Consider the following 11783-nt stretch of genomic DNA (forward strand, 5'->3'; position numbering starts at 1 on the left):
GCCTGTTCAACAACGCCCCGATCAAATCGGGGCGTTTCATTTCTACCAGGGGAGGGGAGTTATTTTGTTTCCGGATATGCGTTGAACGAAATTTTCACAATCTCTCCAAGACAATTCGCCTCAACGAATCAACCCCGCAACTTTGCGCCCACGCCGCTTGTCCCTGACCGCTATGAGCGGCAGTTTGGCTGTCGGGCAGTAATCAATGGCAATGCCGCGGTTGATCGTGCAACATTTGCGCACCGCGCACGCCCCGGGGCCGAGGATGGCCAACAGAGGGCAAGGCGCCACTGTATTTTTGTAACTTCAACTTCCAATGGGTCCTAAAACGACATGGCAAACCCGGACGCCCTGAATCAGCAGCGAGCTACTAGTCGCCTGCTGCAACCGACCGTCAAATCGCATCTGGCCTACACGCTGTTGTGCGCCCTGATCATGATGGTCATGTTCAGCCTGCTGCGCGTCGCGCTGCTGGTCTACAACCGCTCGATGATCCTCGACACACCGGCTTCGACCTTCCTGGAAGCGTTCGCCAATGGCTTGCGTTTCGACCTGCGCCTGGTGGTTTACCTCAGCGTTCCGCTGCTGCTGGCCCTGTTCAGCGCCCGGGCCATGGCGGCCCGCGGGTTCTTCCGGCTCTGGTTGACTGTAGCCTCGAGTATCGCGCTGTTCCTCGGCCTGATGGAGATGGACTTTTACCGCGAGTTCCACCAGCGCCTCAACGGCCTGGTCTTCCAGTATGTGAAAGAAGACCCGAAAACCGTGATGAGCATGCTCTGGTACGGTTTTCCGGTAGTTCGCTACCTGTTGGCCTGGGGTGTGGGCACGTTGATTCTGACCCTCGCGTTCAAAGGCGCCGACCGCGCCACACGTCCTCGCGGGCCGTTCAGCGGTGGCAGCATCGGCACGCGCCAGGTCGCTCCGTGGTATGCGCGCGGCGTGGTGTTCGTGGTCTGCCTGATGGTCTGTGTGGTCGCGGCGCGTGGCACCCTGCGCCAGGGCCCGCCGCTGCGTTGGGGTGACGTCTACACCACCGACTCGAATTTCGCCAACCAGTTGGGCCTCAACGGCACGCTGTCGCTGATCGCCGCGGCCAAGAGCCGGATGTCCGAAGAGCGCGACAACATCTGGAAAGCCACACTGGAACAACCTCTGGCCCAGCAGACCGTGCGCGATATGCTGCTGACTCCGAGCGACAAACTGGTGAACCCGGAGACCGCCGCGGTGCGTCGCAACTACACCCCCGACGCCAACAAGACACTGCCGATCAAGAACGTCGTGGTGATCCTGATGGAAAGCTTCGCCGGTCACTCGGTGGGCGCTCTGGGACGTCCGGGCGAGATCACGCCTTCCTTCGACAAACTGTCGAAAGAAGGTCTGTTGTTCGACCGTTTCTTCTCCAACGGCACCCATACCCACCAAGGTATGTTCGCCACCATGGCCTGCTTCCCGAACCTGCCAGGTTTCGAATACCTGATGCAGACCCCGGAAGGCAGCCACAAACTGTCCGGCCTGCCACAGTTGCTCAGCACTCGTGGCTACGACGATGTGTATGTTTATAACGGCGACTTCGCCTGGGACAACCAGTCGGGCTTCTTCAGCAACCAGGGCATGACCAACTTCATCGGGCGCAATGACTTCGTCAACCCGGTGTTCTCCGACCCGACCTGGGGCGTGTCTGACCAGGACATGTTCAACCGTGGCCTGGAAGAGTTGAAAGCCCGCGACGGCAAGGACAAGAAACCGTTCTATGCCTTGCTGCAAACCCTGTCCAACCACACGCCATACGCCTTGCCGACACCATTGCCGGTGGAGCGCGTGACCGATCGTGGCAGCCTCAACGAACACTTGACCGCCATGCGCTACTCCGACTGGGCATTGGGTCAGTTCTTTGAAAAGGCTCGCAAAGAGCCGTACTTCAAGGAAACCCTGTTCGTGATCGTCGGCGACCACGGTTTTGGCAATGAACAACAGATCACCGAAATGGACCTGGGCCGCTTCAACGTGCCGATGCTGATGATCGGGCCGGGCATACAGGAAAAATTCGGTCAGGTCGACCACACTGTGGGCACCCAGATCGACATCGTGCCGACCATCATGGGCCGCGTGGGTGGCGATGTGGTCCATCAATGCTGGGGGCGTGACTTGCTGAACCTGCCGGAAGGTGACAAGGGTTTCGGCATGATCAAGCCGTCGGGCAGCGATCAGACGGTCGCCTTGCTCACCGCGGACCGCGTGCTGGTACTGCCTAAAGAGATGCCGCCAAGGTTGTATCAATACGAACTGGGCGCTAACCCGAAAGGTGAAGTGATCCCGGCATCGGCTGACGAAGCGGCGCTCAAGCAGAAGCTCGAGTCGTTCATCCAGACGGCTACCAAGAGCCTGTTGGACAACACCGCCGGTGTGGTTGACGGCAAACCGGACTAAGTTTTTCCGGAATACAAAAGAGGCCCTTCGCAGGGCCTCTTTTTTTTGCCGGTAGAATCTCTATATCTTGCCAAGCAGCAATAGGATTAACAGCACCACCAACACCACGCCGATGATACCGGACGGGCCATAACCCCAACTTCTGGAGTGCGGGAAGACCGGCAGGCCGCCTATCAGCAACAGGATAAGAATAACGATAAGAATTGTGCCCATGTCTATTTCCTTGTTGGAAGCGTTGTGGGTTTGACCTGGCGTTTTAGCCATCAGCTGGACTTGTATTAATCCTAGCTGCTTAAAAAATCCGACTCATGGCTATGAAGAAAAATTCCAAGTTTTTTTAATGTTTTTGGAAAGTATGTTTATTTCTTTTGCTCTGTTTCGAAGTTGAAACAACCGCACCGCGCCGTGGTTCATCGCTGGCCATTCAGCACTCTGATGGAGCGTGGGTCGCGCATTATCCTTCGCTACACTCGGTGCATCTTCCCCGGAACAACAAGGCTGTTTGCTATGCAAAATCGCATGATGATCACTGGCGCGGGCTCAGGCCTGGGTCGCGAAATCGCGCTGCGCTGGGCGCGTGAAGGCTGGCAGCTGGCCTTGTCGGATGTCAGTGAGCCCGGCCTGCAGGAAACCCTCAAGTTGGTGCGCGAAGCCGGCGGTGACGGCTTCATTCAGCGCTGCGATGTGCGCGACTACAGTCAGTTGACCGCCTTCGCCCAAGCCTGCGAAGAGAAACTCGGCGGTATCGATGTCATCGTCAACAATGCCGGCGTGGCCTCGGGCGGGTTCTTCAGTGAACTGTCGCTGGAGGACTGGGATTGGCAAATCGCGATCAACCTGATGGGCGTGGTCAAGGGCTGCAAGGCCTTCCTGCCGCTGCTGGAGAAAAGCAAAGGCAAAATCATCAACATCGCCTCGATGGCGGCGCTGATGCAAGGGCCGGCCATGAGCAACTACAACGTGGCCAAGGCGGGTGTGGTGGCGTTGTCCGAAAGTTTGCTGATTGAACTGGCCCATGAGGAAGTCAGCGTGCATGTAGTTTGCCCGTCGTTCTTCCAGACCAATCTACTGGACTCCTTCCGTGGCCCGACCCCGGCCATGAAAGCCCAGGTCGGCAAATTGCTGGAAAGCTCACCGATCACCGCTGCTGACATTGCCGACTACATCTATCAGCAGGTCGCCGCTGGCGAATTCTTGATCCTGCCTCACGAGCAGGGCCGTATGGCCTGGGCGATCAAACAGAAAGACCCGCAATTGCTCTACAACGAAATGACTGTGATGGCCGACAAAATGCGCGCCAAGGCCAAACAAAACGCAGGCTGAACTTGCCTGTGCGCAACACCGTCGTTAGGGTGGCCGCCAACCGGCCATCCCAACGAGACGTCTGCATGCTCAATTACCTGTGGTTTTTCCTCGCCGCGCTGTTCGAAATCGCCGGCTGCTTCGCTTTCTGGATGTGGCTGCGCCAGGGTAAAAGCGTGTGGTGGGTCATCCCGGCCTTGCTCAGCCTGACGTTGTTCGCGCTACTGCTGACCCGGGTCGAAGCGAACTACGCCGGTCGCGCCTATGCCGCCTACGGCGGCATCTACATCATCGCGTCGGTTGGTTGGCTGGCGGTGGTCGAGCGGATTCGACCATTGGGCTCGGACTGGATCGGCGTGGCGCTGTGTGTACTCGGGGCGACTGTCATTTTGTTTGGTCCGCGCCTTACCGCTTCCTGACGGATCGATCCTTCATTCAAGCGGTTTGTCAGACACGTCCGTCAGGGTGATGCAGCCTGCATTGTAGGGCGGGACTGTTTTGCGGTCGTTGCATTGAAGACCCGCTCTGCGCAGGGCATCTTCAGGGACCGGTAACCCTGAAGGATGAATGCCATGCTTGTACTCAGTCGCGTTGTGGGCGAATTGATATCCATTGGTGACAACATTTCCGTGCGGGTGCTCGCCGTCAACGGAAGCAGTGTGCGCTTCGGTGTTGAAGCGCCACAGCAGGTCAACGTACACCGCGCCGAAGTCTACGAGCGCATCCAGATCAAACAGGCAAAAGCCAAGGCTCGTTAAGGGCTTCAGTCGAACAGGTGCTTGGGCACGTCGTGCTTGAGCATCAACTGGCATTGCTCGCTTTCCGGATCGAAGACGATCAGCGCCTGGCCCTTGGTCAATGCCTGACGCACACGCAACACACGGGTTTCCAGCGGCGTGTCATCGCCGTTGTCCGTGCCGTCACGGGTCACGAAATCCTCGATCAGGCGGGTCAGGGTGTCGACTTCAAGTTGGTCGTGGGGGATCAGCATAAGGCACCTCGGTTAAACATTGGCGCGATGCTACGGCGGATATGAACACATCACCAGTGTTCGCCTCAGCTTTCTGTGCGCTGTCCCAGCAGGCTATCCACCGACGGTACCCGGGTATCGCTTTCCATCTGCGTCTCGTGCTCGATCTGGTGACTGAACCGCTCCAGCGATCCCGTGGCTGGTTGTGCATCGCTGGCGAATACCGGCGGGCTGAGAATGTAGGCGCCGAGCAAACGGCTGAGAGCGGCAAGGCTGTCGATGTGGGTACGTTCGTAGCCGTGGGTGGCGTCGCAACCGAAGGCCAGCAGGGCGGTGCGAATGTCATGGCCGGCGGTGACGGCCGAGTGAGCATCGCTGAAGTAATAGCGGAACAGGTCCCGACGTGCCGGCAGTTCGTTGTCAGCGGCCAGGCGTAGCAGATGCCGCGACAGATGATAGTCATAAGGCCCGCCGGAATCCTGCATCGCCACGCTCACCGCGTGTTCGCTGGAGTGCTGGCCGGGCGCGACCGGCGCGATGTCGATGCCGACGAATTCGCTGACATCCCAGGGCAGGGCAGCCGCCGCACCACTGCCGGTTTCCTCGGTGATGGTGAACAGCGGATGGCAGTCGATCATCAACTCTTCGCCGCTGTCGACAATCGCTTTCAGTGCCGCCAGCAGTGCGGCAACGCCAGCCTTGTCGTCGAGGTGACGGGCGCTGATGTGGCCGCTTTCGGTGAACTCCGGCAACGGGTCGAAGGCGACGAAATCGCCGACGCTGATCCCCAGCGAATCGCAATCGGCGCGGGTGGCGCAATAGGCGTCCAGGCGCAATTCGATGTGATCCCAGCTGATCGGCATTTCATCCACGGCGGTGTTGAACGCGTGCCCGGAAGCCATCAGCGGCAACACGCTGCCGCGGATCACGCCGTTGTCGGTGAACAGGCTGACGCGGCTGCCCTCGGCAAAACGGCTGGACCAGCAGCCGACAGGCGCCAGGGTCAGGCGTCCGTTGTCCTTGATCGCGCGAACCGCCGCGCCAATGGTATCCAGGTGAGCGGAGACTGCTCGGTCCGGACTGTTCCTCTTGCCCTTGAGAGTCGCGCGGATAGTGCCGCGACGGGTCATTTCAAAGGGAATGCCCAGCTCTTCAAGGCGCTCGGCGACGTACCGCACGATGGTGTCGGTGAACCCGGTGGGGCTGGGAATGGCGAGCATTTCCAGCAGGACTTTTTGCAGGTAATCGAGATCCGGTTCGGGAATTTTGCTGGTCATGGAAACTCCTGATGGTGTTGGTACAGACAACACATCACTAAGGGACTGCCGGCTGACTATGTGCAAACAGCAAATCTACAAACCGCTCGGCCGTCGGCTGCGGTTCATGGTTGGCCAGGCCGGCTCGTTCATTGGCTTCGATAAACACGTACTGCGGCTGGTCGGCGGCCGGTACCATCAGGTCGAGCCCGACCATCGGAATATCCAGCGCTCGCGCCGCGCGCACCGCCGCGTCCACCAAGGCTGGATGCAGAATCGCCGTGACGTCTTCAAGGATGCCGCCGGTATGAAGATTCGCCGTGCGCCGTACGAACAAGTGCTCGCCGGCCGGCAGAATGCTGGCGTAGTCATAACCCGCCGCCTGCAAGGTGCGTTGGGTCTCCTGATCCAGCGGGATTTTGCTTTCGCCGCTGGTTGCCGCCTGACGGCGACGACTCTGGGCTTCGATCAGCGCACCGATGGAATGCTGACCATCGCCCACCACTTCCGCCGGCCGGCGAATGGCAGCCGCGACCACCTCGAAGCCGATCACCAGAATCCGCAAATCGAGGCCTTCGTGAAAACTTTCCAGCAGCACTCGACTGTCGAATGCACGGGCGTTTTCGATGGCTTGCTGGACCTCCTCAATGCTGCGCAAATCCACCGCCACCCCTTGACCCTGTTCACCGTCCAGCGGTTTGACCACCACCCGTTCGTGCTCGTCGAGAAACGCCAGATTGTCGTCCGCGCTTCCCGCCAGTTGTTGTGCGGGCAGTTTGAGGCCGGCGTTTTTCAGCACCTTGTGAGTCAGGCTTTTGTCCTGGCACAAGGTCATGCTGATGGCGCTGGTCAGATCGCTCAGGGATTCGCGGCAACGCACCCGACGACTGCCGTGGATCAAGGTAAACAGACCGGCTTGCGCGTCATCCACCTGCACCTCAATACCGCGCCGATGAGCCTCTTCGACGATGATCCGCGCATACGGATTGAACTCGGCTTCGGGGCCGGGGCCGAGAAACAACGGCTGGTTGATACCGTTCTTGCGCTTGATCGCAAAGGTCGACAAGTTGCGAAAACCGAGCTTGGCGTAAAGATTTTTCGCCTGACGGTTGTTGTGCAGCACCGACAGGTCCAGGTAACTCAGCCCACGGCTCATGAAGTGTTCGATCAAGTGCCGCACCAACACTTCACCGACGCCTGGGCGGGAACATTGCGGATCCACCGCCAGGCACCACAGGCTGCTGCCGTTTTCCGGATCGTTGAATGCCTTGTGGTGATTGAGGCCCATGACGCTGCCGATAATCGCGCCGCTGTCCTCGTCTTCCGCCAGCCAGTACACCGGGCCGCCCTGATGATGGGGCGTCAGCAAACCTGCATCGATCGGCAGCATGCCGCGGGCCTGATACAGCTGATTGATCGCCTGCCAGTCCGCCTCGCTTTGTGCCCGACGAATGCGAAAACCGCGAAACACCCGGGTGGCCTGACGGTAATCGCTGAACCACAGGCGCAAAGTATCGGACGGGTCGAGAAACAGTTGCGCCGGTTCCAGCCCCAGCACTTGCTGGGGGGCGGCGACGTACAAGGCGATGTCCCGCTCACCGGGTTGCTCATTGAGCAACTCTTGGGCGAGGCTCGCCGCATCGGGAAAGGTATGGCCGATTAACAACCGGCCCCAACCGCAATGCACGGCGATGGGCACGGCGCTCAATGCGCTGCCGTCTTCGGCCAGGCGTGCCTGCAAGCGTTCGTAGGAGGGCGCCTGACCGCGCAACAGGCGTTGGCTGTAAGCCGTGGCGTGGGGTTTCATCGATCAGATTCCTTGTTCACTGAGCCACAGGTTCAGGGTCGCCAATTGCCACAGCTTGGAGCCGCGCAACGGGGTCAACTGGCCTTGCGGATCGGTCAGCAGGCGGTCGAGCATGGCGGGGTTGAACAAGCCGCGATCCTGACTCGGATCGAGCAGCAGTTCACGCACCCAATTCAGCGTATCGCCCTGCAAATGCTTGAGGCCAGGCACCGGGAAGTAACCCTTTTTACGGTCGATCACTTCACTGGGAATGACCAGCCGCGCTGCTTCTTTCAACACTTGCTTGCCGCCATCCGGCAGTTTGAATTTGCCCGGCACCCGCGCTGATAATTCCACCAGGCGATAGTCGAGAAACGGCGTGCGCGCTTCCAGTCCCCAGGCCATGGTCATGTTGTCGACCCGTTTGACCGGGTCGTCCACCAGCATCACCGTGCTGTCCAGGCGCAGGGCTTTGTCCACCGCCGCGTCGGCACCGGGTTGTGCGAAATGTTCCTTCACGAAGTCGCCGGCGGCATCGTTGGCTGTCAGCCATTTCGGCTGCACTGTGGCGGCATAGTCGGCATGGCTGCGGTCGAAAAACGCATCGCGATACGCTGCATAGGGATCGCTCGCGCCGTCCACCTGCGGATACCAGTGATACCCGGCGAACAACTCGTCCGCGCCCTGGCCGCTTTGCACCACTTTGCAGTGCCTGGCCACTTCCCGGGACAGCAAGTAGAAGGCGATGCAGTCATGGCTGACCATCGGCTCGCTCATGGCGCGGAACGCCGCCGGCAGTTGCTCGATGATCTCTTGCTCGTCGATACGCAGTTGATGGTGCCGGGTGCCGTAGTGTTTGGCGATCAAGTCCGAATACTGAAATTCATCACCGCGCTCGCCGCCGGCATCCTGGAAACCGATGGAAAAGGTCGACAAGTCTTCGGCCCCGACTTCGCGCAACAGCCCCACCAACAGACTGGAATCGACGCCACCGGACAGCAACACACCGACGTCGACCGCCGCCCGTTGACGGATCGCCACCGCTTCACGGGTGCTATCGAGCACGCGGTCGCGCCAGTCTTCGAGGGTCAGATTCAGTTCGTCGGCGTGTGGGCCGTAGGGCAGGGTCCACCAGGTTTTCTGCTCGGTGGTGCCGTCCGCTTCGATGCGCATCCAGCTCGCCGGCGGCAGCTTCTCGATTCCCGCCAGCAAGGTGCGCGGGGCCGGGACCACCGCGTGGAAGTTCAGGTAATGATTGAGCGCCACTGGATCGAGGATCGGGTTGATGTCGCCGCCCTTGAGCAATGCCGGCAATGCCGAGGCAAAGCGCAGGCGCTGGCCGGTGCGCGACAGGTACAGCGGCTTCACACCGAGACGGTCGCGGGCGATGAACAGACGCTGGGCGTCACGTTCCCAAATGGCGAAGGCGAACATGCCGTTGAGCTTGGGCAACAGCGCTTCACCCCAGGCGTGAAAGCCCTTGAGCAGCACTTCGGTGTCGCCACCGGAGTAGAAGGCATAACCGAGGCTTTCCAGCTCGGTGCGCAGTTCCGGGAAGTTGTAGATAGCGCCGTTGAAGGCCAGGGACAGGCCCAGTTGGTTATCGATCATCGGCTGCGCCGAGCCGTCCGACAGGTCCATGATTTTCAGGCGCCGATGGCCCAGGGCAATCGGGCCTTGGCTGTGGAAGCCCCACGCATCAGGGCCGCGAGGGGCCAGGTGATGGGTGATTCGTTCAATGGCTGCGAGGTCCGCAGGTTGATGGTCGAAACGTAATTCTCCAGCTAATCCGCACATAAGTCCTTACCGGTTTTTCCGTTGGGGAGGGTCAATCGATACCCGCCAAAAACGGCGGGTACCCGGAAACTGACCCGGCTGAATCCCTGGAGTTTTAGACCGATAAGTTATAAGTCGGTGTATCAGACTTTTCCGCGAATCAACTGGCGCAAGGCAAAACGGTTGGGATGGCAGGCCTCGGCCACGGCTTTGGGCAAGGGCAAAGGCTCGTTCTCAAGCCATGCCGCCAACAGTTCGCCGGACAATGGCGCGGTGATCAAACCGCGAGAACCATGACCGCTGTTGACGTAAAACCCATCAAGCCACGGGCAGGGCACATCGGGCACTTGCCGGGCATCTTTGCTCAGCGCGGCATAGGCATTGGCGAAGCTGGCCTGATCGGCCAACGGTCCGACAATCGGCAGGTAATCGGGACTGGTGCAGCGGAACGCCGCGCGCCCTTCAAGCTGCTGCGGGTCCAGGTCTTGAACATGCAGGCGGGTGACCAGGTCGGTGGAGATTTCTTCGAGCAACGCCAGGTTGCCGAGGTGCTCGGCGACGGTCGGGGTCAGATCATCACTATTGAAATCGAAGCTGGCGCCGAGGGTGTGTTCGCCCAGACGAGCAGGCGCCACATAGCCTTCGGCGCAGACAACGGTCGCCAGGCTCTGGCTTTCAGGGGTTTGCGCCAGTCGGGTGATCTGGCCGCGAATGCGTTTGAGGGGCAGCTCGGCGCTTTGGGGAAAACGCTTGATCTCGGCGGCGCCGGCCAGAATCACCACAGGCGCGCTGGCCAGCAGTGTCTCGCCGTCCCAGGCCTGCCATTGATCCTCCACCTTGCGCAGTTCCAGCACCTCGCGATGGGGCAGCCACTGAATGTTCGTTGAAGACGCCTGCCACTGGCACAACGCAGGAGGATGAACCCAGCCGCCTTCGGGGAAGAACAGGCCGCCGTGCTCCAGTTCGATGCCGGCCCGGGCCTGTGCTTGCGGTTGATCGAGCAGGTGTACCAGGCCTGGCGAAAAAGCCGCGGCCAATTGCGCCTGACGTTCGGCTTCCTTGGCATTGAAGGCCAGTTGCAAGACCCCGCAATCGTCCCAGTCGACGCCGCGCTGCAACTGTTCCAGCAGGCGCCGGGTGTAACCAAAACCGCTGACGATCAATTGCGACAGCGAGGTGCCGTGGGCCGAAAGCTTGAGGTACAGCACACCCTGAGGGTTACCCGAGGCTTCCTGCGCCAGTGCTTCGTGGCGCTCCAACAGGCTCACTTGCCAACCCCGCGCGGCGAGACTGGCGGCGCTGGCGCAACCGGCCAGCCCGGCACCGATCACCAGGGCGCGGCGCTCGCCGGTCGGCGGGGTTGGGCGAGCGAACCAGGGTTTAGTCGCGGCAGGTGATGCGGTCTCTTCAGGCCAGCCAAGAAAGGTGCCCCGCAGGATCTCCCACTTGTGACCGATGCCTGGCGTGCGTTTCATCTTGAAGCCTGCGGCGTTCAACAGACGGCGTACCCAGCCGGTGCTGGTAAACGTGCTGATGGTAGAGCCGGGTGCCGCCAGACGCGCCAGTTCGGCAAACAGCTCGGCAGTCCACATGTCGGGGTTTTTCGCCGGGGCGAAACCGTCGAGGAACCAGGCGTCGATCTGAGCGTCCAGTTGTGGCAACTGCTCCAGTGCATCGCCAATCAGCAGGGTCAGTGTGACGCGGCCATTGCCCAGCACCAGGCGCTGGAAACCTTGATGAATCGCCACGTATTGCGCCAGCAATTGATCGGCGAACGGCTTGAGATCCGGCCATAACGCCAGGGCCCGTTGCAGATCGGCGGTGCTCAGCGGGTACTTTTCGACACTGACAAAATGCAGCCGCGCACCGGCCACTGCGTGCTGTTCGAACAACTGCCAGGCACAGAGAAAATTCAGTCCGGTGCCGAAACCTGTTTCGCCAATCACCAGACGCCCGCCCGCCGGCAATGCGGCGAAGCGGTCGCGCAAATCGTTTTGCTCCAGAAACACGTAACGGGTTTCTTCAAGGCCTGACTGGTCGGAAAAGTACACATCATCGAACACCCGCGAACGCGGGCGACCTTGGTCGTCCCAGTCGAGCTGGGCGTGGGGCAATACAGGTTTCATGGCAGGCTCGGCAACGGCAAGACCGCCATTCTAGCCGATCGCCAGCGGGGTGCTTGATCCATAACCTGTAGGAGCGGGGGGGGGGGGGGGGGGGGGGGGGGGGGGGGGGGGGGGGGGGGGGGGGGGGGGGGGGGGGGGGG

At 60.6% G+C, this 11783-nt stretch carries 10 protein-coding genes; 4 read left to right on the top strand and 6 right to left on the bottom strand.

Annotation, left to right across the window (positions count from 1 at the left end; translation table 11 throughout):
• Positions 1 to 333 precede the first annotated feature (333 nt).
• Entirely contained in the window at positions 334 to 2427 is a 2094-nt protein-coding gene (locus AC07V0_RS23995; RefSeq protein ID WP_018929880.1) for an LTA synthase family protein, read from the top strand.
• A gap of 60 nt (positions 2428 to 2487) precedes the next feature.
• On the opposite strand, the gene AC07V0_RS24000 is transcribed toward AC07V0_RS23995, so the two are convergent.
• Complete coding sequence (locus tag AC07V0_RS24000; protein WP_172901242.1) at positions 2488 to 2646, bottom strand: DUF3309 family protein; 159 nt, start codon at positions 2644 to 2646, stop codon at positions 2488 to 2490.
• Positions 2647 to 2934: 288 nt separating this feature from the next.
• Between AC07V0_RS24000 and AC07V0_RS24005 the strand changes: the two genes are divergently transcribed.
• The 3 genes from AC07V0_RS24005 (at position 2935) to csrA (ending at position 4487) form a co-directional block, all read left to right on the top strand.
• Entirely contained in the window at positions 2935 to 3750 is an 816-nt protein-coding gene (locus AC07V0_RS24005) for an SDR family oxidoreductase (protein ID WP_018929879.1), read from the top strand.
• Positions 3751 to 3815: 65 nt separating this feature from the next.
• Entirely contained in the window at positions 3816 to 4148 is a 333-nt protein-coding gene (locus AC07V0_RS24010) for a YnfA family protein (RefSeq protein WP_192350929.1), read from the top strand.
• A 153-nt stretch (positions 4149 to 4301) separates the two neighbouring features.
• Positions 4302 to 4487, top strand: a complete 186-nt coding sequence (gene csrA / locus AC07V0_RS24015) for a carbon storage regulator CsrA (protein ID WP_064616631.1) — start codon at positions 4302 to 4304, stop codon at positions 4485 to 4487.
• A 5-nt stretch (positions 4488 to 4492) separates the two neighbouring features.
• Here csrA and AC07V0_RS24020 read toward each other — a convergent pair whose 3' ends face one another.
• The 5 genes from AC07V0_RS24020 to mnmC all read right to left on the bottom strand — a co-directional run bounded on the left by AC07V0_RS24020 (position 4493) and on the right by mnmC (position 11643).
• Complete coding sequence (locus AC07V0_RS24020) at positions 4493 to 4720, bottom strand: YheU family protein (RefSeq protein ID WP_003199186.1); 228 nt, start codon at positions 4718 to 4720, stop codon at positions 4493 to 4495.
• A 65-nt stretch (positions 4721 to 4785) separates the two neighbouring features.
• A complete protein-coding gene (locus AC07V0_RS24025) occupies positions 4786 to 5976 on the bottom strand; it encodes an osmoprotectant NAGGN system M42 family peptidase (RefSeq protein ID WP_064616633.1) in 1191 nt (396 codons plus the stop codon).
• 37 nt (positions 5977 to 6013) lie between these two features.
• Entirely contained in the window at positions 6014 to 7762 is a 1749-nt protein-coding gene (ngg, locus tag AC07V0_RS24030) for an N-acetylglutaminylglutamine synthetase (protein ID WP_018929875.1), read from the bottom strand.
• 3 nt (positions 7763 to 7765) lie between these two features.
• Positions 7766 to 9538 carry an N-acetylglutaminylglutamine amidotransferase gene (locus AC07V0_RS24035; protein ID WP_192350931.1) on the bottom strand — a complete coding sequence of 591 codons (1773 nt, stop codon included), beginning with the start codon at positions 9536 to 9538 and terminating at the stop codon, positions 7766 to 7768.
• A 122-nt stretch (positions 9539 to 9660) separates the two neighbouring features.
• On the bottom strand, positions 9661 to 11643 hold the full coding sequence (gene mnmC, locus AC07V0_RS24040) for a bifunctional tRNA (5-methylaminomethyl-2-thiouridine)(34)-methyltransferase MnmC2/FAD-dependent 5-carboxymethylaminomethyl-2-thiouridine(34) oxidoreductase MnmC1 (protein WP_192350933.1): 1983 nt from the start codon (positions 11641 to 11643) through the stop codon (positions 9661 to 9663).
• Positions 11644 to 11783 lie beyond the last annotated feature (140 nt).

The organism is Pseudomonas sp. GW821-FHT01E10 (genome assembly GCF_059422365.1).

What these genes read in the sequence shown, in the direction of transcription:
- AC07V0_RS23995 (WP_018929880.1), top strand. Translation starts at nt 334, where the DNA reads ATGGCAAACCCGGACGCCCTGAATCAGCAGCGAGCTACTAGTCGCCTG.
- AC07V0_RS24035 (WP_192350931.1), bottom strand. Translation starts at nt 9,538, where the DNA reads ATGTGCGGATTAGCTGGAGAATTACGTTTCGACCATCAACCTGCGGAC.
- csrA (WP_064616631.1), top strand. Translation starts at nt 4,302, where the DNA reads ATGCTTGTACTCAGTCGCGTTGTGGGCGAATTGATATCCATTGGTGAC.
- AC07V0_RS24010 (WP_192350929.1), top strand. Translation starts at nt 3,816, where the DNA reads ATGCTCAATTACCTGTGGTTTTTCCTCGCCGCGCTGTTCGAAATCGCC.
- mnmC (WP_192350933.1), bottom strand. Translation starts at nt 11,643, where the DNA reads ATGAAACCTGTATTGCCCCACGCCCAGCTCGACTGGGACGACCAAGGT.
- ngg (WP_018929875.1), bottom strand. Translation starts at nt 7,762, where the DNA reads ATGAAACCCCACGCCACGGCTTACAGCCAACGCCTGTTGCGCGGTCAG.
- AC07V0_RS24005 (WP_018929879.1), top strand. Translation starts at nt 2,935, where the DNA reads ATGCAAAATCGCATGATGATCACTGGCGCGGGCTCAGGCCTGGGTCGC.
- AC07V0_RS24025 (WP_064616633.1), bottom strand. Translation starts at nt 5,976, where the DNA reads ATGACCAGCAAAATTCCCGAACCGGATCTCGATTACCTGCAAAAAGTC.
- AC07V0_RS24020 (WP_003199186.1), bottom strand. Translation starts at nt 4,720, where the DNA reads ATGCTGATCCCCCACGACCAACTTGAAGTCGACACCCTGACCCGCCTG.